This is a genomic window from Caballeronia sp. LZ029 (assembly GCF_031451275.1).
Lineage (GTDB): Bacteria > Pseudomonadota > Gammaproteobacteria > Burkholderiales > Burkholderiaceae > Caballeronia > Caballeronia jiangsuensis.
Genome location: NZ_JARUXO010000001.1, coordinates 1,732,480 through 1,758,683, shown reverse-complemented (window position 1 = coordinate 1,758,683; position 26,204 = coordinate 1,732,480). Strand labels below are relative to the sequence as shown.

Here is a 26,204-nt window from a genome sequence, read left to right as displayed (position 1 = left end):
TCCGCGCCGCCCCGGAGCCGATGTGTCGGTTCCGGGGCGGCGTGAATGGCCCCGCGCCAACAGCAGGAAGCCGGGCTTACTGTGTCGAGCCAGCCGCCGGCTTAGGCGATTTCTTGTGATGCATCGACTTGTGCGAAGGCGCCTGCGAGCGCATGTTTTGCATGTTGTCCTGCTGCGTCTGCAAATTTTGCGCACGCGATTCGATATCGGCGATCTTCGCAGGATCGGTGCTCATGGTCACGCCTTGATCGCTCTGGGCGTAAACGCCCGACGCGACCGCGCTGAGGGACAACAGAACAGCCAGGGACACTTTCTTCATTGTTACCTCCTAGTGGCAGTTGAACCCGGGAATCGTCTGTCCGATCCGGTGGAATGACGCCTCCGTCTGAGCAAAAATCGCTCCCGCCGCTTCGCGGGACGTCAGTCGCGAGCCTCGCGCGTCCGACGATCAGACAATCCGCATCATAAGCCTGGAATCGGGCAACCGTGTGTCGTGCGTCCGTCCGACGCTGGTCATGAACGCGCAGGCGTCATCGTCGAATTATTTTAGAGTGCTTAGCATCGCGACACGCGCCCCGGCTAGTAGAGATGCAACCAGCGATACACATTGAAGCGCGCAAGCCCGACGAGTTCGTGCATGGCGAGTTCGCCGTTCGCGAAACCTCGCATACGCGGAAGCAAGGTGACGCGAGTGGGCCGCACATCCGACACGTAAGGCACGGGAGCGTAGCCGAAAGCCTCGAACGCTCGCATCGAGCGCCGCATGTGATACGCGGATGTGACGACGATCAAACGGCTGTCATGTGCGGGGCCCACAATTCCGGCCACGTTGCGCGCGTTCTGGTACGTATTGAGGCTTTGATTCTCGCGCACGAGATCGCCCGGAGCGACGCCCTCCGCGAGCACGTAAGGCGCGTAATTGTCGGCTTCGGCCTGCCCGTGGCGCTGCGGATCGCCGCCGCTCAGGATCACCTTGCACGACGCGCCGGTTTCGCGGCACTCGCGATAAAGCTTCCCGATCGCGGCGATGCGGCGCATCGCATTGAATTGCGGAACGAGTCCCGCGTCGCTGCGAGCGGTGCCGCCGCCCATCAGCACCATCGTCGTCTGAGGGGCGAACGACGGCACGTCGGTATGACGATAGCCGTGCTGTGCGAGATCGAGCAGCGGAGTCGCGAGCCAGCCCGCGCCGATCGCCCACGCGAGCGCCGCCACGGCGATCGCGATCTGGGTGCGGCGGCGTCGCCACAGCGCAAATAATGCAAAAAAAAGCAGCAATAAAGTGAATAGAACCAATTTGATTGGGGTAACGTATTGGTTTGAGGGCAATTCGTTCCGTCATCGCGTGCTTTGGAACGCATCGGCGGATGTCGCAGTAAAGCGCGTGATTAGCGCGCTCTCAACGGGGGCTTGTAATAGAAAGCAGCACCTAACGCAAGCGGCGGCCAAACATTCGGCTGCGAGTCGTCATCGCAGACGAGATTCGGCGCGCCGCGTTTAGTCGACGTCGCGGCCCGTTTTGCGACCGTCACGGGCGTCGTCATGGCTGCACAGGAAGAAAGAACGAGATGACCACGTATTCCAACGAAGTTGTACTCGAAGCACTTCGCCGTGCGCAGTATCGTCAGGTTCCCTGGGCGAAACGTCCTAACGTTTTCGACCTCCTGCGCGCACTCGGTTTGCTCGAACTCACCCGGCAGCGCACCGTGGCGCCCGCGCCTGGATTTCATGCTCCCGTCGATATCGCGGTCGTCACCGAGCGCGGCAAGCACGAATTCTCGCGGCTGTCGCGCGACGAGCGCTCCAGCGACTGGGACTTACGTCGCGCTGAACGTTACACGTTCGGCGGTCAGGAAGCGGTTCTGGAGGCGCGAGTCTAGTACTTCCGGCTAAGCCCGGAAGGCTTCGACAGTCGACAGACGGGTCGAGGGCGGGTTGTCGTCAAACGAAAAAGCCGACAATCGGCCTGCAATCTACGCTCAGCCAAAAAAGTGCCCGTATCGCGAACGACACGGGCAGACCGGATATCACTGTTGCCACGCGCTGTTCATGGCATGGGGTGTGACTGGCGCGCGCCGAAGTGGTTCCATCAAGCGCGCATCGTCCTGCAGCGAATTCAACGATGCTGCAAGTGCGGATCGCGTTCCGAATCCGGGCGCGGGCGCGCGTTACTTGCGATGTCGCCCCGCAGATCGCCACGCGGCGCGGGTGGCGCGGCGTCGCGACTCCGGCCGGCGTTCTGCGACGCAGCCATCGAGGCCTTCGTAGTCACGTGGAAATCGGATGCAGGCGGCGGGGGCTGGGCCTGGCTCATCGCCGCAGTGCTCGTCAGCGCGACGAACGCGCCATGCACGAGCAGAGTCGATGCCTTCATGGTGAAATCCTCGAAGCCTTCGTGGGGCCTGTTCGATCATTCACCAAGCTATGCTGTGATACGCCGTAGCGCTGTAAGGAATGGTAAAGAGTTGTTTCGTCGGGGGCTCAGGCCGTACGGCTGGCCCGCGCCGACTGTGGCGTCGGCGCGACGAATTAAGAAGGGACTGGAATTCGCGCAGGCCAGAGCCTGCGCGAGAGGCAAAACGTCTGCTGAAGCCGGCGCTGCCGGCCTCGAAGAGAAGCGAATCCGCTCAGGCCATCTTCGCCGGAGCGCGCCACGATTCCGGGTTCGTCCAGAACGCGCCGCGCAGACGATCGCGACTCGGCGGCGCCGGCGGTTTCGCGGCGCTCGAACCGATGCGCCCGCGCAACGACACTTCGCGGCCGTTGCTCGAAAGGCGCTTCACGATTTCGGCCAGCGTACCGTCCGCCTGCCATTCATCGAAGCGGCGGCGGCAGGTCGGCGGGGACGGATAGCGTCCGGGCAACTTCGACCAGCCTTCGCCCGTCGATAGCACCCACAAAACCGCGTTGACCACGGCTCGCGCTTCGACGCGCGGACGTCCACGCCGTTCGCTACGCGCCGGCTCGGAACAGAACAACGCCTCGACCAGCGCCCACTCGTTATCTCTCAAATCGTCGAACAGCACCATATTTCACCTCAGCGAAGCTAACCCCGGTGCGCTGCCCCGCGCCGCGCACTCTGGGCGGAATTCGAAAAACGAATACCTGGGAAGGAGGCCGGAGCGGTTGCGGCGGACGACTGTTTCAATACAACCGCGTATGGCCCCGACCTCTGTGCGCAATGAAATGCGAGAACCGTGCCATGCATGTCGCGAAATCCGGGAAACCCGCATGGCAGTAGGCTGACGCGATGTCAGCATGGCCCGTATCAGACCCGAAACAGACTGATTAAGAAATCGGGACAATCACCAATCAAGTGCAATAGGCCCATCCAGCGTGCGTTTCGGCAATTTGCTGCACCGCAGCGAAACGTACGTTCGCGCATGAAATCACACCAATAGGCCGTTATAATTTCGCATGAAACAGGCTAATTAATGAGCATTTTGAATGACTGCGCCATTGAATGTGACCTTGCGGCAGCTGCGCGTCTTCATCGAAGTATCGAGACTGCGCAGCTTCAGCCGAGCGGGCGACGAGATCGGACTGACTCAGTCGGCGGTCAGCCGCTGCGTGCGCGAACTGGAAGGGGAGATCGGCCTCAAGCTGATCGACCGGACCACGCGCGAGGTGCTGCTGACCGATGTCGGCGCGAACCTCGTCGGCACCGTGTCGCGTCTTCTGGCGGATCTCGACGAAGCGTTGCGCGAGGTGCGCGATCTCGGTGAGCAGCGTCGCGGGCGCGTGATCGTCGCGGCGAGCCCGACCGTCGCGTGCCGGCTGATGCCGCGCGTGCTCGCGACGTGCCTGCGTCAGTTTCCGCTGATCACGCTGAGTCTGCGCGATGACGTCCAGTCCGATGTCCTGCGCAAGGTCAAGTCCGGTGAGGTCGATTTCGGCGTGGTCATCGGGCCGTTTTCCTCCGACGACCTGCATGGCGAGCCCGTGATGACCGATTCGTTCTGTCTCGTCGCGCGGCGCGACCATCGGCTCGGGCGCGAGGCCGCGGTGCCGTGGGCAGCGCTCGCCGGCGAGCGGCTCGTCATGCTCGACTACGCATCCGGGAGCCGGCCCATCATCGATGCCGTGATGCACGAGCACGGCGTCGAAGCGCAGGTCGTGCAGGAACTCGGCCACTCGGCGACCGTGTTCGGACTCGTGGAGGCGGGCGTCGGCGTAAGCGTCTTGCCGTGGCTGGCGCTGCCGCTGCCGGCGGACTCGTCGCTCGTGGCATTGCCGCTCGAGCCGCGCGCCGAGCGGACCGTGGAGCTCGTGCGCCGGCGCGACCGTTCGCTGTCGCCGGCGGCGGAGTCGGTCTGGTCGCTGATTGCTTCGTTGCCGAGGCGTGCGGAAGACCTCGCCTAGGCCGTTCGGCCGACTGGGAAAACACGGGACACGCGTTAGACTTCCTTTTTTAAGACAAGACGACGGGGCGAGCGATGAGTGAGTCGGAAGGAGCGGTGATCAGCGAACTGAGCCAGCTGGCTGGCGTGCACGGATCCGGTGCGCCGAATGCCCGCGACGCGGTGCGGGCCTTGAGGCCGTCGCAGATCCGCGAGGTCGCGAACGCGGGCTTCGGCGTACCCGACGTGCTTCCGTTCTGGTTCGGCGAATCGGACCGCGTGACGCCGCAGTTCATTCGCGACGCCGCGAGCCGCGCGCTTGCCGACGGCGCCACCTTCTACACGCACAATCTCGGCATCGCGCCCTTGCGTGAGTCGCTCAGTCGCTACGTGAGCGCGCTGCACGGCGCGACGACGCCCGCGCACATCGCCGTCACGAGCGCCGGCGTGAATGCGCTGATGCTCGCGGCGCAACTCGTCGTCGGAGCGGGCGACCGGGTCGTCGCGGTGACGCCGCTCTGGCCGAATCTCGTCGAGATTCCGAAGATCCTCGGCGCAAGCGTCGACACGGTCTCGCTGACTTATGACGCGCGCGGCTGGACGCTCGATCTCGACCGTCTGCTCGCGGCGCTCACGCCGGACACGCGCATGCTGATGATCAACTCGCCGAACAACCCGACCGGCTGGACGATGACGCGCGAAGATCAACGCATCGTGCTGGAACATTGCCGCCGTCACGGCATCTGGATTGTCGCGGACGAAGTCTACGAACGTCTGCATTACGGTGACGGCGTGTCCGTCGCACCTTCCTTTCTCGATCTCGCCGCGCGCGACGAGCGTGTGATCGCGGTGAATTCGTTTTCGAAGGCATGGCTGATGACTGGCTGGCGGCTCGGCTGGATCGTTGCGCCGACTCAGTTGATGGACGACCTCGGCAAGCTCGTGGAATACAACACCTCGTGCGCGCCGTCGTTCGTGCAGCAGGCGGGCGTCGTCGCGGTGGAAGAGGGCGAGCGCTTCACGCAGACGCTCGTCGCCGATTTGCGCGCGAGCCGCGATCATCTGGTGAAAGCCTTGCAGACGATCGAAGGCGTCGACGTCCGCGCGCCCGACGGCGCGATGTATCTGTTCTTCTCGCTGCCGGGCGCGGGGAGCAGTCTCGAACTGTGCAAATCGCTCGTGCGCGAAGCCGGTCTCGGGCTCGCGCCGGGGAGTGCGTTCGGCCCGGAAGGCGAGGGTTTCGTGCGCTGGTGCTACGCGTGCGGTCCCGCGCGGCTCGACGCGGGCGTAGAGCGCCTGCAGCGTTTCCTGGCGGCGCGGGCCGTCGCCTGAGTCGTGCCGGCGTCGAGTGAGTCGGGTCGAGGTTGAAGCGTTCACCTTTACGCCCCGGTTGTTTTTGCGTAATATGGCGCTCAGTCACGCGCTTTCGCCTATGAAAGCGCCACCTCGTCCGGCTGGGATGGCCCGGCGATTCGCTCACCGATCGCCCAATATCGCCTCTCCCCGGTGCGTGCTCCCAATCAATATGACCGATTACAATCGGGCGAGCGCGTCTTGAAACTCCGCGTCCAGCTTTATCGTTCGCACCAGTTTGGTGGCGTTCGGTCCTGCGCAAGCCCGATTTTGAATTGAATCATTGACCATACAGGGTTGACCCAAGCTGCATGAATACCCAAGAGGCGAAGATCGTCCTCGAGACTGCCTTGATTTGCGCGCAGGAACCGCTGAGGCTGAATGAATTGCGCAAGCTGTTCGCCGACGACATTTCGGCGGATACCGTTCGCACGTTGCTCGAAGCGCTCAAGGCCGACTGGTCGGGACGCGGTGTCGAACTCGTGGCGCTCGCCTCGGGCTGGCGTTTTCAGAGCAAGCCGGCGATGCGGGCCTATCTCGATCGGCTGCACCCCGAAAAGCCACCGAGGTATTCACGGGCAGTACTCGAAACGCTGGCAATCATTGCGTATCGGCAGCCGGTTACGCGGGGCGATATCGAAGAGATTCGCGGCGTGACGGTGAACACGCAAGTCGTGAAGCAGCTGGAAGACCGTGGCTGGATCGAGGTAATCGGTCATCGCGATGTGCCGGGCCGCCCGGCGCTGTACGCGACGACCAAGCAGTTTCTCGACGATCTCGGTCTGACCGCGCTCGACGAATTGCCCGCGCTGGACAATCCGGCGGCGCAACTCGAGGCATCGCTGCTCGCGCAGCATTCGATCGAATTCCCGGACAGCATCGCCGGGGACGCGCAGCCGGCGAGCGCTCAGGCGCACGGCGCGGCCGAAGCGACGAATAGCGGGGAACACGATGCAGCCGCGCCGGTCAACCCCGTTGAAGCGGCGCAGTCGGCTGAGACCGTCGAAGCCGAGACATCCGGTGGCGATGAGAGCGCGGCCGATGTCCCGGCAGAGCAGGACCAGGCAGAAGAACAGCAGGAAACACCCGGAACGAAGCAAGCGGACGCGCTGAACGAGCGCGTCGCATTGCCGCCCGGGATTCACGCGCAGTCGCTGAGCACCACGCACGACGCACCCGTGTCGACGCCGCGTGAAGAGGAAAGAGACGCAAGTCCATCGAACGACGCAGAACTGGACGACGACTCCGAAGAACCGACGGCGCGCCGCGCCTGACGCAATTGCAACGCCCCTGATCTCACAACCCGGCTCTCCATAAAGATCATCTCGAGACGACCAGCCGGAACGATCAGCGGATTTTTAGACGCGCCCGCGACGGGCGCGCGATTCGACATTTGAGGTTGTTTTGACACACTCCCACGACAGCGATTCGCCTGAATCCGCGCGCCCGGCGCATGCCGCGGACGCATCCGAGTCGGCCGACGCCGGCGAACGCACGCGCGCCGATCGCGCCGATGAAGGCGGCGAGGGCGAAGACCGGCCGCGCCGCGGACTGCGCCGCGGGCCGCGCAGCCTGATCGCACGGCGTCGCGCTGTCGCGAAGACCAAGGACGCCGAAGGCGCGCCGGCCGCCGTGAACGAGACGCCGCCCGATGGCGTCGTCGCCGCGCAGGTGCGCAGTCCGCGCAAGGACCCGAGCGCAAATCCGCGCAAGAGCGAAGGCGCAAGTCCGCGCGGCCGCAAAAACGCGCGCGCCGATGCTGGCGAGGCCAGTGCCGAAGCGGCGGACGAACCCGTCGTGCAGGCCGAGGCATCCGCGCCGCGTGAAGGCGGACGGCGCAAGAACCCGCCGCAGCAAAAGCGCGGCGGCAAGCGCAACGCCAATGATTCGGGGCCCGCGACGGTCGAGAGCGCGGCCGCTGCCGCCGTCGACGACGTCTTCGCCTACGTGACCTCGCCGGCCTTCGACGCCGATAACGGCTCGGGCGGCGTGCGCGCCCCGATGCTGCGACGCGGCCGCAACGCCCCGCAGCAAAAGCGCGTGCTGGAACCGGACGACGATGCACCGAAGCTGCACAAGGTGCTCGCCGACGCGGGCATGGGCTCGCGTCGCGACATGGAAGAATTGATCATCGCCGGCCGCGTGTCGGTGAACGGCGAGCCCGCGCATATCGGCCAGCGCATCATGCCGAGCGATCAGGTGCGCATCAACGGCAAGCCGCTCAAGCGCAAGCTCGCGAGCAAGCCGCCGCGTATCCTGCTCTATCACAAGCCGACGGGCGAGATCGTCAGCCACGCGGACCCGGAAGGTCGTCCTTCCGTGTTCGACAAGCTGCCGTCGATGAAAACCGCCAAATGGCTCGCGGTCGGCCGTCTCGACTTCAACACGGAAGGCCTGCTGCTGCTCACGACGTCGGGCGATCTGGCGAACCGCTTCATGCATCCGCGCTACAGCGTCGAGCGTGAATATGCGGTGCGCGTGGTCGGCCAGTTGTCGGAGGGGATGAAGCAGAAGCTCCTGAAGGGCGTCGAACTCGACGACGGTCCCGCCAACTTCCTGCGCATTCAGGACGGTGGCGGCGAAGGCACGAATCACTGGTATCACGTCGCGCTGGCCGAAGGCCGCAATCGCGAAGTGCGCCGCATGTTCGAAGCCGCGGGTCTGATGGTGAGCCGCCTGATCCGTACGCGGCACGGTCCGATCGCGCTCCCGCGCGGCCTGAAGCGCGGTCGCTGGGAAGAACTCGAAGACAACCAGGTGCGCAGTCTGCTGGAGTCGGTCGGCCTGAAGCTGCCGACGGCCGAGAAGGGCGGACGCAGTGCGGCGCCGCGCGTGCAACCCGATCCGATGCAGACGTCGATGGGCTTCATCACGCGTGAACCGGTGCTGAGCTCGCACTCGCGCATGACCCAGCAGCAGACGCCGGGTCGCGGCGGACGGCGCGGTCAGCCGGGTGGCGTGGCCGGCGGTTTCGGGCTCGGCGGCATGGGCGGCGGATTCGGCTCCAACACGGGGACGGGCAACGCCGGCGGCATGGGCCGTCGCGGCGGACGCGAAGCCAACGGCAACCGCACGGGCAACGAACCGAACGGTAATCGGGCCAACGGTGGCGGTGGCCGGCCGGGTCCGCGCGGCGCTCGTCCGCAAGGCGGCGCGCCGGGCATGGGCGGCAGCGGCGCTGGCAAGCGCGCCGCGGGCGGCAATGCGCCGCGTGGCAATCGCCAGGGCGGCGCGCAGCAGGGTCCGTCGCAGGGCAAGCCGGGCGGCGGCGGCGCCGGCCGGGGCGCACGCAATCGCTCGCGCGGCCGCTGAGCACCGTAAAAGCGCAAAGAAATGCAAAAGCATCATCGGGAATCGGGTGCGATGACCGCACCTGTTTCCGATGGCGAAAACATGCGCTTTACTCTTCGGGATGACGAAGATGAATCGACGTGAAATTGGGCTCAACAGGGCTGAAAGCGCGCGTTACGTTTGCGTTTATCCTGAAAAATGGCTAAAATCATGAAGTCGCTGGGCACGTAGTTTTTTCGCTGCCCGGGTGCGACCTCGGTTGAAGATGATGGGCGTTGCGCCCATTTTTTTTTGGCTATTCGGTTCGGCATCTCGGGAGCAGGGGTGCGCGCCCGCATGAAGGCGCTCGCTCGCAGGTGTTTTTGCGTGGAGCGCGCGAAACACCTTGGAGTTACTGTGCAACTGACGGAATTGATAGAAACCACGGTCTCGGGCCTTGGCTACGAGCTTGTCGATCTCGAGCGTTCGGGAGGCGGCATGCTGCGTATATATATCGACCAGCCGGCTGGTATCGCCATCGAAGACTGCGAGAAGGTCACGCGCCAGCTCCAATACTTGCTCGAAGTCGAGAACATCGATTACGACCGGCTCGAGGTGTCGTCGCCGGGGCTCGACCGCCCGCTCAAAAAACTGGCGGATTTCGAGCGCTTCGCGGGGAGCGAAGTCTCCATCACGTTGAAAAAGCCGCTGGACGGGCGCAAATCGTTCCGTGGCATCTTGCACGCCCCTGACGGCGACACGATCGGATTGGAATTTGAAGGGAAGGACGGCGCCGCGATGCTCGATTTCACGCTCGCGGACCTCGATAAGGCACGTCTCGTCCCCAAGGTTGATTTTAGGAGCCGCAAACAATGAGTCGCGAAGTATTGATGCTGGCGGATGCGCTGGCACGCGAAAAGAACGTCAACAAGGACGTCGTGTACGCAGCGCTGGAAGCTGCGCTTGCTTCCGCAACGAAGAAGCTCTTCGAGGAAGACGTGGATATCCGCGTCGCCATCGACCGTGAGAGCGGCGAGCATGAAACCTTCCGCCGCTGGCGCGTCGTGCCGGACGAGGCCGGCCTGCAAGAGCCGGATCAGGAAATCCTGCTGTTCGAAGCGAAGGAACAGAAGCCCGACGCAGAGGTGGACGACTTCATCGAGGAGCCGATTCCGTCGATCGAGTTCGGCCGTATCGGTGCGCAGGCCGCCAAGCAGGTCATCCTGCAGAAGGTGCGCGACGCCGAGCGCGAGCAGATCCTGAACGACTTCCTCGAACGCGGCGAAAAGATCATGACCGGCTCGGTGAAGCGCCTGGACAAGGGCAATTTCATCGTCGAGTCGGGCCGTGTCGAAGCGCTGTTGCGCCGCGACCAGTTGATCCCGAAGGAAAATCTGCGCGTGGGCGACCGCGTGCGCGCGTATATCGCGAAGGTCGACCGCACCGCGCGTGGTCCGCAGATCGAGCTCTCGCGCACCGCGCCCGAGTTTCTGATGAAGCTCTTCGAACTGGAAGTGCCGGAAATCGAGCAGGGCCTGCTGGAAATCAAGGCGGCCGCGCGCGATCCCGGCGTGCGTGCGAAAATCGGGGTGATCGCCTACGACAAGCGCATCGACCCGATCGGCACGTGCGTCGGCATCCGCGGTTCGCGCGTGCAGGCCGTGCGCAACGAGCTCGGTGGCGAGAACGTCGACATCGTGCTATGGTCGGAAGATCCCGCGCAGTTCGTTATCGGCGCCCTCGCGCCGGCAGCCGTTCAGTCGATCGTCGTCGATGAAGAAAAGCACTCGATGGACGTCGTCGTGGACGAAAACGAGCTCGCCGTCGCCATCGGCCGCGCCGGCCAGAACGTGAGACTCGCGAGCGAACTCACCGGCTGGCAAATCAATATCATGACGCCGGACGAGTCGGCGTTGAAGCAGAACGAAGAGCGTGGCAAGTTGCGCGACCTGTTCATGGCGCGTCTGGATGTGGACGAGGAAGTCGCCGACATCCTGATCGACGAAGGCTTCACGAGCCTCGAAGAAATCGCCTACGTGCCGCTCAACGAAATGCTCGAAATCGAAGCCTTTGACGAAGACACCGTGCACGAGCTGCGCAACCGCTCACGCGACGCGCTGCTTACGATGGCGATCGCCAACGAAGAGAAAGTGGAAGGCGTCGCGCTCGAGCTGAAGAGTCTCGACGGCATGGACAACGAGCTGCTTGCCAAGCTCGCGGAGCACCAGATTCAGACCCGCGACGACCTCGCGGAGCTGGCAGTCGATGAACTGGTCGAAATGACCGGTATGGAAGAGGATGCCGCTAAGGCGTTGATCATGAAAGCACGTGAACACTGGTTCCAGTGAGAAATGACCATGGCGCACTGATATTTGGCGGCCTGTTTGGCCGCGTGACCCCGATCTAACCGCAAGGATCTGTCCTTGCATCAAGAGGAATGAATGGCGAGTAACAACGTAGCCCAATTTGCCGCGGAACTCAAAATGCCTGCGGGCGTCCTGCTCGAGCAGTTGCAGGCGGCTGGCGTCCAGAAAGCGAGCGCGAATGACGACCTGTCTGAAACGGACAAGGCGCGTCTGCTCGATCATTTGCGCAAGTCGCACGGTTCCGCCGACGCCGACAAGCGCAAGATCACTTTGACCCGCCGGCATACGTCGGAAATCAAACAATCCGACGCAACGGGTAAAGCTCGCACCATTCAGGTCGAGGTGCGCAAGAAGCGTGTTTTCGTGAAGCGTGACGAACCCGGTCTCGAGCAGGCCGAGGCGTCGCCGAATCACGTCGAAGACCCGGAAGTCGACGAGGCCGAACTGCAGCGCCGCGAGGAAGAAGCGCGTCACGCCGCCGAGCAGCTCGAGCGCGAAGAGCGCGAGCTGAAGGAGCAACAGGCGAAGCTCGAACGCGAGGAAGCTGAGCGCCGCGCCCGCGAGGAAGCGGCGGAAGCCGAGCGCAAGAAGCAGGAAGAGGAAGCAGCGCGCCGTGCGGCGGCTGCGGCCCAGGCTGCGGAAATCTCGCGTGCGGCGCAGTCCGCGCGTCAGGAAGCGCGTACGCAACCGGCGGTCGAAGCCAAGCCGGAACCGAAGCAGGACGATACCGCTCAGCGCGAAGCCGCCGAAAAGGCAGCGGAAGAGAAGGCCGCGAGCGAGCGTGCTGCTCAGCGTGAAGCCGCGAAGAAGGCGGAAGAAGACGCGAAGGCAAAGGCAGACAAGGCGCGTCTGGAGCAGGAAGCCATCGCGAAGCGTCGTGCGGCGGCGGAAGCCGAAGCGCGTGCCATCCGCGAAATGATGAACACTCCGCGCAAGGCGCAGGTGAAGGCGCCGGAACCCGCGCCTGCACCGAAGCCGGTGGAAGCGGCGAAGGCCGCCGAAGCGAAGGGCACGCTGCACAAGCCCGCGCGACCGGAAGGCGCGCAGGCGGCACGTCCCGCAGCGGCGAAGAAGCCGGCTGCGCCTGGCACGACGGCGCCCGCATCGACGGCTCCGGCAGGCGCCGGCGACAAGAAGAAGGCTGGCAAGGGCGGCTGGCAGCAGGACGACGCATCGAAGCGCCGTGGCATGAAGACCCGTGGCGATTCGAGCGGCGGCGTCGATCGCGGCTGGCGCGGCGGTCCGAAGGGTCGCGGCAAGCATCAGGATCAGACCACGTTCCAGGCGCCGACCGAGCCGATCATCCGTGAAGTGCATGTGCCGGAAACCATCTCGGTGGCCGACCTCGCGCACAAGATGTCGGTGAAGGCTTCGGAAGTCATCAAGGTGATGATGAAGCTCGGCCAGATGGTCACGATCAACCAGGTGCTGGACCAGGAAACGGCGATGATCGTCGTCGAGGAACTGGGCCATCGCGCGGTCGCGGCGAAGCTGGACGATCCGGAAGCGCTGCTCGTCGAAGGCGAAGCCACCGAAGACACGGCAGAGAAGCTGCCGCGTCCGCCGGTCGTCACCGTCATGGGTCACGTCGACCACGGCAAGACCTCGCTGCTGGACTACATCCGTCGCGCGAAAGTGGCGGCGGGCGAAGCGGGCGGCATCACGCAGCATATCGGCGCATATCACGTCGAAACGCCGCGCGGCGTCATCACCTTCCTCGATACGCCGGGTCACGAGGCCTTCACGGCCATGCGTGCGCGCGGTGCGAAGGCAACCGACATCGTCATTCTGGTGGTTGCAGCGGATGACGGCGTGATGCCGCAGACGAAGGAAGCGATCGCCCACGCGAAGGCGGGCGGCGTGCCGATCGTCGTCGCGATCAACAAGATCGACAAGCCGGAAGCCAACCCCGACCGCGTGAAGCAGGAACTCGTCGCGGAAGGCGTGGTGCCGGAAGAGTACGGCGGCGATTCGCCGTTCATCGAGGTGTCGGCGAAGACCGGCCGCGGCATCGACGATCTGCTGGAAAACGTGTCGCTGCAAGCCGAGGTGCTGGAACTGACCGCACCGGTCGAGGCAGCCGCGAAGGGCCTCGTGATCGAAGCCAAGCTCGACAAGGGCAAGGGCCCGGTCGCGACCATTCTGGTGCAGTCGGGCACGCTGAATCGCGGCGACGTGGTTCTCGCGGGCAGCGCCTACGGCCGCGTGCGTGCGATGCTGGACGAAACCGGCAAGCCGACGAAAACGGCAGGTCCGTCGATCCCGGTGGAAATTCAGGGTCTGTCGGAAGTGCCGGCGGCGGGCGAGGAAGTCATCGTGTTGCCGGACGAGCGCAAGGCGCGCGAAATCGCGCTGTTCCGTCAAGGCAAGTTCCGCGACGTCAAGCTGGCAAAGCAGCAGGCGGCCAAGCTCGAAAACATGCTCGAGCAGATGGGCGAAGGCGAAGTGCAGAACCTGCCGCTCATCGTCAAGGCGGACGTGCAGGGTTCGCAGGAAGCGCTGGTTCAGTCGCTGCAGAAGCTCTCGACCAACGAAGTGCGTGTGCAGATCGTGCACAGCGCGGTCGGCGCGATCAGCGAATCGGACGTCAACCTGGCGACGGCGTCGAAGGCGGTCATCATCGGCTTCAACACGCGCGCGGATGCGCAAGCCCGCAAGCTGGCCGAGTCGAACGGCATCGACATCCGCTACTACAACATCATCTACGACGCAGTGGATGAAGTGAAGGCGGCGATGTCCGGCATGCTCGCGCCGGAGAAGCGCGAGACGGTGACGGGTATGGTCGAGGTGCGCCAGGTCATTCGCGTGCCGAAGGTCGGTCTGATCGCGGGTTGTATGGTCACGGACGGCGTCGTCAAGCGTTCCTCGTCGGTGCGCGTGATCCGCAACAACGTCGTGATCCATACCGGCGAGCTCGATTCGCTCAAGCGCTTCAAGGACGACGTCAAGGAAGTGCGTCAAGGCTTCGAGTGCGGTATGTCGATCAAGAACTTCAGCGACATCGTGGAAGGCGACCAGTTCGAAGTCTTCGAAGTGACGGAAGTGGCTCGCACACTGTAATGCGCTAGCCGCCGATAAAAGGGCGGGGTGAGCCTGGCGGCTCGCTCCGCCCTTTTTGCATCGGGCGGCAGGAAAAGAAACACGGAAACGACATCATGGCTAAAAAACGGACATCCCCGAACCGCAACGTGCAGATTGCGGACCAGATCCAGCGCGATCTTTCGGAGCTCATGCGCGAGGTCAAAGACCCGCGCGTGGGTCTCGTGACGATTCAGAGCGTCGAGCTCACGCCCGACTACGCGCACGCGAAGATCTATTTCACGACACTCACCGGCGATCCGAAACAGACCGAGCAAGGTCTGAATCACGCGGCGGGGCATCTGCACAATATGCTGTTTAAGCGCCTGCATATCCATACGGTGCCGACGCTGCATTTCCACTACGACCAGACGATCGAGAAGGCCGTCGAGATGTCGCGCCTGATCGACGAAGCGAACGCCTCGCGCGCGAAGGACGCGGACGACGATCAGGAAGGCAAGTAAGCGATGAGTGGCACGGAAAAACAGGCGCGGCCGAAGATTCCGCGCCGCGCGCTGGATGGCGTGCTGCTGCTGGACAAGCCGCTCGGGCTGTCGAGCAACGATGCGCTCATCAAGGCGAAGCGGATTTATCTGGCGAAGAAGGCGGGCCACACCGGCACGCTCGATCCGCTCGCGACGGGTTTGCTGCCGCTTTGTTTCGGCGAGGCGACGAAGTTTTCGCAAGACCTGCTCGAAGCGGACAAGACTTACGAAGCGACCATGCGTCTCGGCATTCGCACGACGACCGGCGATGCCGAAGGCGAGGCCATCGACACGCGTGACGTAACGTGCGATGACGTCGCGGTTTCCGAAGCGATGACGAAGTTTCTCGGCGAAATCACGCAGGTTCCGCCGATGTACTCCGCGCTGAAACGCGACGGCAAGCCGCTCTACGAATACGCTCGTGCAGGTCAGATGGTGGAACGCGAAGGCCGTCAGGTGACGATCCACACGCTTCAGTTGATTTCGTGCGCGTTGCCGCTCGTGACGTTTCGCGTGACCTGCAGCAAGGGCACGTACGTGCGCACGCTGGCGGAAGATATCGGCGAGACGCTCGGTTGCGGCGCGCATTTGACGGCGCTGCGGCGCACGGGCGTCGGCGCGTTGACGCTTGAGCACGCGGTCACGCTGGACGAACTCGCTGGCATGAAGGAAGCGGAGCGCGATGCACGACTTCAGCCTGTCGACGCGCTCCTGTCCACCTTTCCCGCGGTTGAACTGAACGACGAAGCGACCCAGCGCTTTCTGCACGGCCAACGACTGCGGCTCGCGGACGTCGTGCAAACGCGCCTCGCAGAAGGCCGCGTGCGTGTCTATGCGCGAGAAGGCGGTCGATTGCTCGGCGTGGCGCGTGCGGGCGAAGGCGTGCTCGCGCCCGAACGATTGATCGTCACGGCGCAATAAAAAAGAGCCCGGTTGAGCGATCAACCGGGCTCTCTTCATTCCACGAGCGGCAATTCGGTCAGTGCGCCGCCGACGCCGCCGCTGCCGAATCCCCACCGCCCGAACGCTCGGGCCGCGTGATCCAGATCAGCGCGATCAGCGCGACGAAAATCCCCGCTGAGATATAGAACATGTCGTTCACGCCGAGCTGCGCGGCCTGCTGCGTCGCCATGCTGTTGTACAGGCCGTAGGTCTGATCCTTCGAGAAGCCGAGTGCGCCGATCTGCTGCATCGAGTTTGCGAAGACAGGGTTATACGAGTTGGCCTGCTCGACGAGTTGCGCGTGATGCACGATCGAACGATGCTCCCACGCAGTCGAGAAAATCGACGTGCCGATGCCGCCGCACATGATCCGCACGAAGTTCGACAAGCCCGACGCCGCCGGAATCCGATGCCCCGGCAAACCCGACAGCGTGATCGACACGAGCGGAATGAAGAAGCCCGCCATGCCGATGCCCTGAATCACCGTCGGCACCGTGAGCGCCCACGTGTCGACGCCGGTCGTATAACGCGAGCGCATCCAGAAGCACAGCGCGAACACGAGAAACGCGGCGGTCGCGATGTAGCGCGGATCGGTTCGAGGCAGGAACTTGCCGGTGATCGGCGAAAGCAGGATCGCGAACAGGCCGACCGGCGCCATCACGAGACCGGCGTTCGTCGCGGTGTAGCCGATATCCGTTTGCAGCCACAACGGCAGCAGCACGAGATTGCCGAAGTAGAGTCCGTAGCCGATCGACAGCGCGATCGTCCCGCCCGTGAAATTGCGCAATTCGAACAGCGACAGATCCACGACCGGATGCTCCGCCGTCAGCTCCCACACGATGAAGAACGCGAACGAGATCACCGCGATCAGCGCGAGCACGACGATCGTCGTCGAATTGAACCAGTCGAGATCCTTGCCCTTGTCGAGCATGACCTGCAGCGAGCCGACCCAGATCACGAGCAGCGCGAGCCCGACGGTGTCGATCGGCGCCTTGCGGATCGCGGAATCGCGGTCGCGGAAGATCGCGAAGGTGGCGAGCGCCGCGGCGATACCGACCGGGATGTTCACGTAGAAGATCCACGGCCACGAGATGTTGTCGGAGATCCAGCCGCCGAGCACCGGGCCCGCGACCGGCGCGATGAGCGTGGTCATCGACCACATCGAGAGCGCCATCGGCGCTTTTTCGCGCGGATAGCTCGCGAGCAGGAGCGTCTGCGACAGCGGGATCATCGGGCCGGCGACGGCGCCTTGCAGCACGCGCGCCGCGAGCAGGAACGGCAGCGTCGGCGCGAGGCCGCAGAGCCACGACGCGAGCACGAACAGGATGATCGAGCCGAGGAAGAGCCGCACCTGGCCGATGCGCTGCGTGAGCCAGCCGGTGAGCGGCACCGAGATCGCATTGGCGACCGCGAACGACGTGATGACCCACGTGCCCTGATCCGACGACACGCCGAGGTCGCCGGAGATCGACGGAATCGAGACGTTCGCGATCGACGTGTCGAGCACGTTCATGAACACGGCGAGCGATACGGCAATCGTCCCGATGACGAGCTTTCCGCCCGACAGCGGCGGATGAACGACGTTTTGCGAAGACATGAGGCGAATCCGCTTACATCAGCTTGGCGGCGGATGCGGACTTCGTCGCCTTGCCGCGCGCCGACGACGGGGTGTTCTGCGCCGACGACCCCGCGCCCGTGCCTGCGTTCTGCTGGATGATGCGCGCGATTTCCTGATCGGCCTGCGCGCCGTAGTTGTCGAACACGTTGGTCTGGTAGACCGTGTTCTGCGCGTTGCCGAGCTGGCCGCCTTCCTCGTTCTTGATCGTCACATCGACGTTCATCGAGAGGCCGATGCGCAGCGGATGCTGCTCCAGTTCCTTCGGATCGAGCTGGATACGCACCGGCAGACGCTGCACGACCTTGATCCAGTTACCCGTCGCGTTCTGCGCGGGCAAGAGCGAGAACGCCGAGCCCGTGCCGGCCGAGAAACCGATGACCTTGCCGTGATACACGACGCTCGAACCGTACAGGTCGGCCGTCAGTTCCACGGGTTGACCGAGGCGCATGTGCTTCAACTGCACTTCCTTGAAGTTCGCGTCGACCCATACGCCGTTGAGCGGCACGATCGCCATCAGCGGATTGCCCGGCGAGACCCGCTGGCCGACCTGCACCGAACGCTTCGCCACATAGCCCGTCACCGGCGCCGGCAGCGTGTTGCGCGCGAAATTGATGTACGAGTCGCGCACCTTGGCGGCGGCGGCGAGCACGTTCGGATGATCCGCGATCGTCGTGTTGGCCGTGAGCGAACGGTTCGACGCGAGTTCCTGCTCGGCCGAGTCGAGCGCGGCCTGCGCGCCACGGACCGCGTCGCGGGCGTGCGAGATTTCTTCCTGCGATACCGCGCCAGTCTGCGCGACCTGCATGCGGCGCTTCAGATCGTCCTGCGCGCGCGACAGATCCGAGCGGCGCAACGCGATCTGCGCTTCGTACTGGTTGTTGTTCACGAAGAACGTGCGCACCTGGCGCACGGTCTGCGCGAGATTCGCCTCGGCCTGATCGAGCGCGACCTTGGAGTCGGCCGGATCGAGCGCGACGAGCGGATCGCCCACTTTCACGGTCTGCGTGTCGTCCGCGTTCACCGAGATCACCGTGCCGACGACCTGCGGCGTGATCTGCACGACGTTGCCGTTGACATAGGCGTCGTCGGTGGCTTCGTGGAAGCGCGCGACGAGGAAGTAGTACAGCCCGTACGCGATGGCGGCGATGATGATGACGAGCACGATCAGCGTCATCAGCCGGCGGCGTTTGCCGTTGCTTTGCTTCGGCGCGGGCGCGGCGGCGGTTTGTTGAGGGTCGCTCATGAAAGACTCCGAATATTCCGTATTGGTCTTGATGCGTGTTCTTGTGCGCGGCTTACTTCGACGGCGCGGCCTGATTCGCCGCCTGCGTGCTCGCCGGATTCTGCCCGTTGCCGCCGATCGCGAGATTCGTGCTCGTCGCGTCGAAGCCGCCGCCGAGCGATTTGATCAGCGCGATTTGCAGATCGGTGCGCTTCAGGCGCAGATTCGTCACGGTCTGCTCGTTGGCGAGGCGGTTCTCGTCGGCGTTGAGCACCTGCAACTGCGGCGACAGGCCGGCCTTGTAGCGGATCACCGCGAGCTGATACGCGCTCGACGCCGCCGCGAGTGCGCGCTGGGCGTCGGCCATCTGCTTGTCGAGCGAGCGGATCGCGGAAATATTGGTCGCGACGTCGTTCATCGCATTGATGAGCGTCTGATTGTAGTTCGCGACATCGCCCTCGAAGTCGGCGTAACGGCCCTTCAACTGGCCGCGCAGGGCGCCGGCATCGAAGATCGGCAGATGAATCGCCGGCCCGATCTGGATCTGTCGGCTGCTCGCCTGCAGGAAGCGGCCCCAGCCGAACGCGTCGAAACCGAAGCCGGCCGCGAGGTTGATGTCCGGGAAGAACTCGGCCTTCGCTTCCTTGATGTTGTGCGTCGCGGCTTCGACCTGCCAGCGCGCGGCGACGATATCCGGGCGGCGCGCGACGAGGTCGGCGGGGACGTTGTCGGGCAGCGCCACGTTGACGTTCGGATTGATCACGGGCTTGGCGATCTGCAGGCCGCGGTCCGGACCCTTGCCGAGCAGCGCGGCGAGTTGATAGCGGACGGTCTCGATCTGTCCGTCGAGCTCGGTCGAGTTCGTCTGGCTCGTCGCGACGTTGCCTTCAGCGGTGCGGCGTTCGACGTTGGTATCGAGCCCGGCCGCGACGCGCCCGTTCGTGATGCGCCCGACGTCCTGTCGATTTGCGATCTCGCGCTGGGCGACGTCGCGCAGCGCGTAGAGCAGCGCAAGCTGGTTGTACGTGCGCGCGACCGATGTCGCCAGCGTCACGCGCGCCTGCTGCATGTCCGCTTCGGCGGCCTTCTGCTGCGAGACCGCCATGTTCAGCCGCGAGCGGTTCTTGCCCCACAGGTCGAGTTCCCACGACGCGCTCGCGAGCACGTTGTTCTCGCTGTACCAGGTGCCGCCGTAGGGAGGCGGGAAGAGCGCGTTGGCCGAATACAGTTCGCGCGTCCACGAATACGATCCGTTGACCTTCGGATAGAGCGCCGAGCGCGACGTTTCGATGTACGCCGACGCCTTCGCGATGCGCGACTGCGCCTGCGCGATGGTCGGATTGTCCGCGAGCGCCTCGTCGATCAGTTGCGGCAACTGCGGATCGCCGAACTGCTTCGCCCAGTCGAGCGCCGGCCACTGGCCGCCTTGTCCCGGCAGGCTCAGCGTGGCATCGAAGTTTTCAGGCGCGGCAATCTGCTTGTCGCTCGAAATGCCCGCGTAGTTCGCGCAACCCGCGAGCGCGAGCGCAGCCATCGCGGCAGCCACGGCGCTTTTCACGCGACGCTCGCCGGGCAGCGCGAACAAGGAAAGGTGGTTCATATCTCGTCTCTTGAGAAGAGAATTAAAGATGGACGTTGCAATCATTTTGTAGGCTTGCGATGACAAATTTGCTTGTCATCGCAATGACGTACCAGGCTTATCGTTGCCATGTAGCAGCGGCGCGACGGAAGGATCGCAGGAATTCGCCAGAATTCGCCGCAGCATACTTTTCAGGAAGCCCACTTCTTCGGGCGTGAAGCCCGCGAGCAGGTTATCCAGCACGCGCGTAAAGATGGCGGGAATCTTCTCGGCCGTTGCCTGGCCTTCGTCCGTCAGCGCGAGGCGCACGACGCGCCGGTCTTCCTCGCTGCGTACGCGCGAGAGCAGGCCGCGCTTTTCCAGTCGGTCGATGAGGCGCGTCACGGCGCTCGCGTCGATTCCGTATTCGCGGGCGATGTCCGCCGCCGTCAGGCACTTGCCGACCGCCAGCATGAAGAGGATGCTTGCCTGTGTGCTCGTGATGCCGAGTTCGGACGTCGTGTGTTGCGTGACCATGTTCCACATGGTCGAGCGCACCCGGCCGATCAGGTAGCCGACGCTCTCGGCGAACACGTAATCGCCGATGGCCGCAGATTTCGGAGCGTCGCTCATGGAAATAATTGTGCGATTGCAATAGTTGACTAGGCAGGATTATAGGCAAGCGTTTCAGTCGCTGCAAGACTCTTTTATGAAACCGCTTAACAATCAGCCGTGCGCGACTGCGACGGGGCAGGGTCGAGACCCAGGACTTACGGGTTGAGTCCTATTGCAAGGGAACGACATCCATGCGTGCTATAATTTACGGTTCTCACCGCGCCGGGCCCGCATAGTCATGCTTGCATGACGGTTTCAAGGGGGGTTTGCCGAGCCATGAAGTCTCGCTGAAGAGACTCGCTCCGACGGCGCACAACCAAGACATCTCTATATGACTCGCGCCCTCCGCAATATCGCCATCATTGCCCACGTCGACCACGGCAAGACCACGCTCGTCGACCAGTTGCTCCGCCAGTCGGGCACGTTCCGGGAAAACCAGCAGGTCGCCGAGCGCGTCATGGACTCGAACGACATCGAAAAGGAACGTGGCATCACGATTCTTGCGAAGAACTGCGCCGTCGAATACGAAGGCACGCACATCAATATCGTCGATACGCCGGGCCACGCCGACTTCGGCGGTGAAGTGGAGCGCGTGCTGTCGATGGTCGATTCCGTGCTGCTGCTCGTCGACGCCGTCGAAGGTCCGATGCCGCAGACGCGCTTCGTCACGAAGAAGGCGCTCGCGCTGGGTCTGAAGCCGATCGTCGTCATCAACAAGGTGGACCGTCCGGGCGCGCGTATCGACTGGGTGATCAACCAGACCTTCGATCTCTTCGACAAGCTCGGCGCGACCGAAGAACAGCTCGACTTCCCGATCGTTTATGCGTCGGGTCTGAACGGCTACGCGGGTCTCTCGCCCGAAGTGCGTGAAGGCACGATGCGTCCGCTGTTCGAAGCCATTCTCGAACACGTGCCGGTTCGTCCGGCCGATCCGGACGGCCCGCTGCAACTGCAAATCACGTCGCTCGACTACAACTCGTATGTCGGACGTATCGGCGTGGGCCGTGTCGCGCGTGGCCGCATTCGTCCCGGCATGCAGGTGGCGGTGCGTTCGGGTCCGGACGGCGCGATCATCAATCGCAAGATCAATCAGGTGCTGTCGTTCCACGGTCTGGAGCGCGTGCAGGTCGAAGAAGCGCAGGCCGGCGATATCGTGCTGATCAACGGCATCGAGGAAATCGGCATCGGCGTGACGATCTGCTCGCCGGACAATCCCGAAGCGCTGCCGATGATCACCGTCGACGAACCGACGCTCACGATGAACTTCCTCGTGAATTCGTCGCCGCTCGCGGGCAAGGAAGGCAAGTTCGTGACGAGCCGCCAGATTCGCGACCGTCTCACGAAGGAACTGAACCACAACGTGGCGCTGCGCGTGAAAGACACCGGCGACGAAACCACGTTCGAAGTGTCGGGCCGCGGTGAACTGCATCTGACGATTCTCGTCGAGAACATGCGCCGTGAAGGCTACGAACTCGCGGTGTCGCGTCCGCGCGTCGTGCTGCAGGAAATCGACGGCGTGAAGTGCGAGCCGTATGAAAACCTGACGGTCGATATCGAAGACCAGCATCAGGGCGGCGTGATGGAAGAACTCGGCCGCCGCAAGGGCGAAATGCTCGACATGACCTCCGACGGCCGTGGCCGCACGCGTCTCGAGTACAAGATTTCGGCGCGCGGTCTGATCGGCTTCCAGAGCGAGTTTCTGACGCTCACGCGCGGCACGGGTCTGATGAGCCACACGTTCGATTCGTACGCGCCGGTGAAGGAAGGCTCGGTCGGCGAGCGTCGCAACGGCGTGCTGATCTCGCAGGACGACGGCGCGGCTGTCGCGTATGCACTGTGGAAGCTGCAGGATCGCGGCCGCATGTTCGTGTCGCCGGGCGATGCGCTCTATGAAGGCATGATCATCGGCATTCACAGCCGCGACAACGACCTCGTCGTGAACCCGATCAAGGGCAAGCAGCTGACCAACGTGCGCGCGTCGGGCACCGACGAAGCCGTGCGCCTCGTGCCGCCGATCCAGCTTTCGCTGGAATACGCGGTCGAGTTCATCGATGATGACGAACTCGTCGAAGTGACGCCGCAGTCGATCCGTCTGCGCAAGCGTCATCTGAAGGAGCACGAGCGCCGCCGCGCGAGCCGCGAAGCGAACGCCGAGTAAGTTTCAGGTATCGATTCGCATCGACAGAACAAGAGCCGCCTTCGGGCGGCTTTTGCTTTTTTTCGTCGTCATGCAAGAGACCCTTGCGTATCTCATAAAAGCCCGCACATGCTTGTTGCGTAAAGGATGACGACAGTGGGATGACGACGGCAGGCACATGCGGCGATCCGTCATATGACTATTCGTTCTGTGCTATGCTTCTTGGATTAGCTGTCGCTTTTTAGGTCCTTCCAAGCAGACTTGATTCGCGCAATCCGCTAAACGGTCAGGCCGTGGCGCGGAAGGTTTCTTAACCCGCACTTCCTCGAGAAACTCGAAGAAAGGTGAGCGTAAAATGATGAAGCAATTCCAGTCGAACTCTTATCTGTTCGGCGGTAATGCTCCGTACGTCGAAGAGTTGTACGAGCAATATCTCGATAATCCCGCGTCAGTGCCCGAGACCTGGCGAGCCTACTTCGATGCGTTGCAGAACGTGCCCGCATCGGACGGCACGGCTCACAACGACGTGGCCCACGGCCCCATCGTCGAGTCGTTCGCTCAGCGCGCAAAGGCGAATGCCTTCCTGCCGCGCGAAAGCACGGGCGACCTCACCACCGCGCGCAAGCAGGTCTACGTCCAGTCGCTGATCGGCGCGTATCGCTTCCTCGGCACGCAATGGGCGAACCTCGATCCGCTCAAGCGCCGCGAGCGTCCCGCGATCCCTGAACTCGAACCCGGCTTTTACGACTTCACCGAAGCCGACATGGATCAGGTGTTCAACGCGAACAACCTGTACTTCGGTTTCGAGCAGGCATCGCTGCGCGACATCGTCAAGGCGCTGCGCGACACGTACTGCGGCACGATCGGCGCCGAGTTCATGTACATCAGCGATCCGGAGCAGAAGCGCTGGTGGAAGGAGAAGCTCGAGTCGATCCGCTCGACGCCGAACTTCACGAACGAAAAGAAAAAGCACATCCTGAACCGCCTGACGGCCGCCGAAGGCCTCGAGCGTTTCCTGCACACCAAATATGTCGGCCAGAAGCGTTTCTCGCTGGAAGGCGGCGAGAGCTTCATCGCGTCGATGGACGAAGTCGTCCGTCACGCGGGCAAGAGCGGCGTGCAGGAAATCGTCATCGGCATGGCGCACCGTGGGCGTCTTAACGTGCTGGTCAATACGCTCGGCAAGATGCCGGCGGATCTGTTCGCCGAATTCGAAGGCAAGCACGTCGATGATCTGCCGGCCGGCGACGTGAAGTACCACAAGGGCTTCTCGTCGGATGTCGCCACCGAAGGCGGCCCGGTTCACCTGTCGCTCGCGTTCAACCCGTCGCACCTGGAAATCGTGAATCCGGTGGTCGAAGGTTCGGCCAAGGCGCGTATGGATCGCCGCGGCGACGAAGAAGGTCTGCAAGTGCTGCCGGTGCAAGTGCACGGCGACGCGGCTTTCGCGGGCCAGGGCGTCGTGATGGAAACGCTGAACCTCGCGCAGACGCGCGGCTACGGCACGCACGGCACGCTGCACATCGTCATCAACAACCAGATCGGCTTCACCACGTCGGACCCGCGCGATGCGCGCTCGACGCTGTACTGCTCGGACGTCGTCAAGATGATCGAGGCGCCGGTGCTGCACGTGAACGGTGACGATCCCGAAGCCGTCGTGCTCGCCACGCAACTCGCGATCGACTTCCGCATGAAGTTCCACAAGGACGTGGTCGTCGACATCATCTGCTTCCGCAAGCTCGGCCACAACGAGCAGGACACGCCGGCCGTCACGCAGCCGCTGATGTACAAGACCATCGCCAAGCATCCGGGCACGCGCGCCGTCTACGCGGAAAAGCTTGTGCAGCAAGGCGTGATTACGGCCGACGACGCCGACCGGTTCATCAAGGAATATCGTCAGGCGATGGACGAAGGCCATCACACGATCGATCCCGTGCTCTCGAACTACAAGAGCAAGTACGCGGTCGACTGGGTGCCGTTCCTGAACCGCAAGTGGACCGACGCGGCCGACACGGCGGTTCCGCTCGCCGAACTGAAGCGTCTCGCCGAGCGCATCACGACGATTCCCGAGAACTTCAAGGTTCACCCGCTCGTCGAGCGCGTGATCAACGACCGCCGCGCGATGGGTCTCGGCGAAGCCAAGCTCGACTGGGGCATGGGCGAGCATCTCGCGTTCGCGTCGCTGGTCGCATCGGGCTACGCCGTGCGTCTGACGGGCCAGGACTCCGGTCGCGGCACGTTCACGCATCGTCACGCGGTGCTGCACGATCAGAACCGTGAGCGCTGGAACGACGGCACCTACATTCCGCTGCAGAACATCGCGGAAGGCCAGGCCAAGTTCACGGTGATCGACTCCGTGCTGTCCGAAGAAGCGGTGCTCGGCTTCGAGTACGGCTATTCGACGGCGGAACCGAACACGTTCGTCGCGTGGGAAGCGCAGTTCGGCGACTTCGTGAACGGCGCGCAGGTCGTGATCGACCAGTTCATCTCGTCGGGCGAAGTGAAGTGGGGCCGCGTCTCGGGTCTCACGATGATGCTCCCGCACGGCTACGAAGGTCAGGGCCCGGAGCACTCGTCGGCGCGTATCGAGCGCTTCCTGCAACTGTGCGCGGATCACAACATGCAGGTGGTCCAGCCGACGACGCCGGCGCAGGTCTTCCACCTGCTGCGCCGTCAGATGATCCGCCTGTTCCGCAAGCCGCTCATCATCTTCACGCCGAAGTCGCTGCTGCGTCACAAGGAAGCCGTGTCGGATCTGACGGAACTGTCGAAGGGCTCGTTCCAGCCGGTCATCGGTGAAGTCGAAGCGGGCATCGAGCCGAAGAAGGTCAAGCGCGTGGTCGTGTGTTCGGGCCGCGTGTACTACGACCTCGTCGCGCATCGCCGCGAAGCGAAGAGCAACGATGTCGCCATTGTGCGTATCGAGCAGCTGTATCCGTTCGCGCACAAGCAGTTCGACGCTGAACTCAAGAAGTACGAGAACGCGACGGAAGTGGTCTGGGTGCAGGACGAGCCGCAGAACCAGGGCGCCTGGTTCTACGTCGAGCACCATCTGCGCGAAGGCATGCGCGACGGCATGAAGCTGGCCTACAGCGGCCGTCCGGCTTCGGCATCGCCGGCGGTCGGCTACTACGCGAAGCACTACGAGCAGCAGAAGGCGCTCGTGGAAGGCGCGTTCGGCCGCCTGAAGGGCGCGCAGATCATCGCGAAGTAAGCAACG

At 63.6% G+C, this 26,204-nt stretch carries 19 protein-coding genes and 1 pseudogene; 12 read left to right on the top strand and 8 right to left on the bottom strand.

The features are described from left to right. Positions 1-76: 76 nt before the first annotated feature. Positions 77-319 (bottom strand): hypothetical protein, encoded by a 243-nt coding sequence (locus QCE73_RS08270; RefSeq protein ID WP_309880632.1) that lies wholly within the window; start codon positions 317-319, stop codon positions 77-79. A gap of 260 nt (positions 320-579) precedes the next feature. Further along, on the bottom strand, positions 580-1,215 hold the full coding sequence (locus QCE73_RS08265; protein WP_309880630.1) for a YdcF family protein: 636 nt from the start codon (positions 1,213-1,215) through the stop codon (positions 580-582). Between the two features lie 353 nt (positions 1,216-1,568). On the opposite strand from QCE73_RS08265, the gene QCE73_RS08260 reads away from it, so the two are divergent. Further along, positions 1,569-1,880 carry a hypothetical protein gene (locus QCE73_RS08260; RefSeq protein WP_035501123.1) on the top strand — a complete coding sequence of 104 codons (312 nt, stop codon included), beginning with the start codon at positions 1,569-1,571 and terminating at the stop codon, positions 1,878-1,880. A gap of 236 nt (positions 1,881-2,116) precedes the next feature. On the opposite strand, the gene QCE73_RS08255 is transcribed toward QCE73_RS08260, so the two are convergent. Beyond that, on the bottom strand, positions 2,117-2,374 hold the full coding sequence (locus QCE73_RS08255) for a hypothetical protein (RefSeq protein ID WP_035501122.1): 258 nt from the start codon (positions 2,372-2,374) through the stop codon (positions 2,117-2,119). Between the two features lie 253 nt (positions 2,375-2,627). After that, entirely contained in the window at positions 2,628-3,029 is a 402-nt protein-coding gene (locus tag QCE73_RS08250; RefSeq protein WP_008349224.1) for a transposase, read from the bottom strand. Between the two features lie 430 nt (positions 3,030-3,459). Here QCE73_RS08250 and QCE73_RS08245 point away from each other — a divergent pair, with 430 nt between their 5' ends. The 9 genes and pseudogenes from QCE73_RS08245 to truB all read left to right on the top strand — a co-directional run bounded on the left by QCE73_RS08245 (position 3,460) and on the right by truB (position 15,813). Then, positions 3,460-4,362 (top strand): LysR family transcriptional regulator, encoded by a 903-nt coding sequence (locus tag QCE73_RS08245; protein ID WP_187605043.1) that lies wholly within the window; start codon positions 3,460-3,462, stop codon positions 4,360-4,362. A gap of 74 nt (positions 4,363-4,436) precedes the next feature. Next, the gene (locus tag QCE73_RS08240) at positions 4,437-5,672 is read left to right on the top strand and encodes a pyridoxal phosphate-dependent aminotransferase (RefSeq protein WP_309880628.1); all 1,236 of its coding nucleotides are present in this window, start codon (positions 4,437-4,439) and stop codon (positions 5,670-5,672) included. Positions 5,673-6,004: 332 nt separating this feature from the next. After that, positions 6,005-6,584: pseudogene (gene scpB, locus QCE73_RS08235) on the top strand (SMC-Scp complex subunit ScpB); the annotation flags it as partial. Positions 6,585-7,097: 513 nt separating this feature from the next. After that, positions 7,098-9,005, top strand: a complete 1,908-nt coding sequence (gene rluB / locus QCE73_RS08230; protein ID WP_309880626.1) for a 23S rRNA pseudouridine(2605) synthase RluB — start codon at positions 7,098-7,100, stop codon at positions 9,003-9,005. Between the two features lie 375 nt (positions 9,006-9,380). Continuing rightward, positions 9,381-9,839, top strand: coding sequence for a ribosome maturation factor RimP (rimP, locus tag QCE73_RS08225; RefSeq protein ID WP_035501172.1), 459 nt, complete (start codon positions 9,381-9,383; stop codon positions 9,837-9,839). Continuing rightward, entirely contained in the window at positions 9,836-11,311 is a 1,476-nt protein-coding gene (gene nusA / locus QCE73_RS08220) for a transcription termination factor NusA (protein ID WP_035501118.1), read from the top strand. Before rimP ends, nusA begins: the two co-directional genes overlap by 4 nt. Before the next feature lie 93 nt (positions 11,312-11,404). Next, positions 11,405-14,389, top strand: a complete 2,985-nt coding sequence (infB, locus tag QCE73_RS08215) for a translation initiation factor IF-2 (protein ID WP_309880623.1) — start codon at positions 11,405-11,407, stop codon at positions 14,387-14,389. 95 nt (positions 14,390-14,484) lie between these two features. Next, complete coding sequence (gene rbfA / locus QCE73_RS08210; protein WP_035501116.1) at positions 14,485-14,871, top strand: 30S ribosome-binding factor RbfA; 387 nt, start codon at positions 14,485-14,487, stop codon at positions 14,869-14,871. A gap of 3 nt (positions 14,872-14,874) precedes the next feature. Next, positions 14,875-15,813, top strand: a complete 939-nt coding sequence (truB, locus tag QCE73_RS08205; protein WP_309880620.1) for a tRNA pseudouridine(55) synthase TruB — start codon at positions 14,875-14,877, stop codon at positions 15,811-15,813. Between the two features lie 58 nt (positions 15,814-15,871). Here truB and QCE73_RS08200 read toward each other — a convergent pair whose 3' ends face one another. From QCE73_RS08200 to QCE73_RS08185, 4 genes are all read right to left on the bottom strand, one after another. After that, positions 15,872-17,431, bottom strand: coding sequence for a DHA2 family efflux MFS transporter permease subunit (locus QCE73_RS08200; protein ID WP_309880618.1), 1,560 nt, complete (start codon positions 17,429-17,431; stop codon positions 15,872-15,874). A 13-nt stretch (positions 17,432-17,444) separates the two neighbouring features. Beyond that, positions 17,445-18,695, bottom strand: coding sequence for an efflux RND transporter periplasmic adaptor subunit (locus tag QCE73_RS08195; RefSeq protein WP_309880615.1), 1,251 nt, complete (start codon positions 18,693-18,695; stop codon positions 17,445-17,447). Positions 18,696-18,747: 52 nt separating this feature from the next. After that, positions 18,748-20,274: an efflux transporter outer membrane subunit gene (locus QCE73_RS08190; RefSeq protein WP_309880613.1), complete on the bottom strand. Its 1,527-nt coding sequence runs from the start codon at positions 20,272-20,274 to the stop codon at positions 18,748-18,750. Positions 20,275-20,349: 75 nt separating this feature from the next. Continuing rightward, complete coding sequence (locus QCE73_RS08185) at positions 20,350-20,865, bottom strand: MarR family transcriptional regulator (RefSeq protein WP_309880611.1); 516 nt, start codon at positions 20,863-20,865, stop codon at positions 20,350-20,352. Positions 20,866-21,178: 313 nt separating this feature from the next. Between QCE73_RS08185 and typA the strand changes: the two genes are divergently transcribed. Both typA and QCE73_RS08175 read left to right on the top strand, forming a co-directional pair. Continuing rightward, positions 21,179-23,005, top strand: a complete 1,827-nt coding sequence (typA, locus tag QCE73_RS08180) for a translational GTPase TypA (RefSeq protein WP_035501110.1) — start codon at positions 21,179-21,181, stop codon at positions 23,003-23,005. A gap of 334 nt (positions 23,006-23,339) precedes the next feature. Then, positions 23,340-26,198 (top strand): 2-oxoglutarate dehydrogenase E1 component, encoded by a 2,859-nt coding sequence (locus QCE73_RS08175; RefSeq protein WP_035501109.1) that lies wholly within the window; start codon positions 23,340-23,342, stop codon positions 26,196-26,198. The last annotated feature ends 6 nt before the right edge of the window (positions 26,199-26,204 follow it).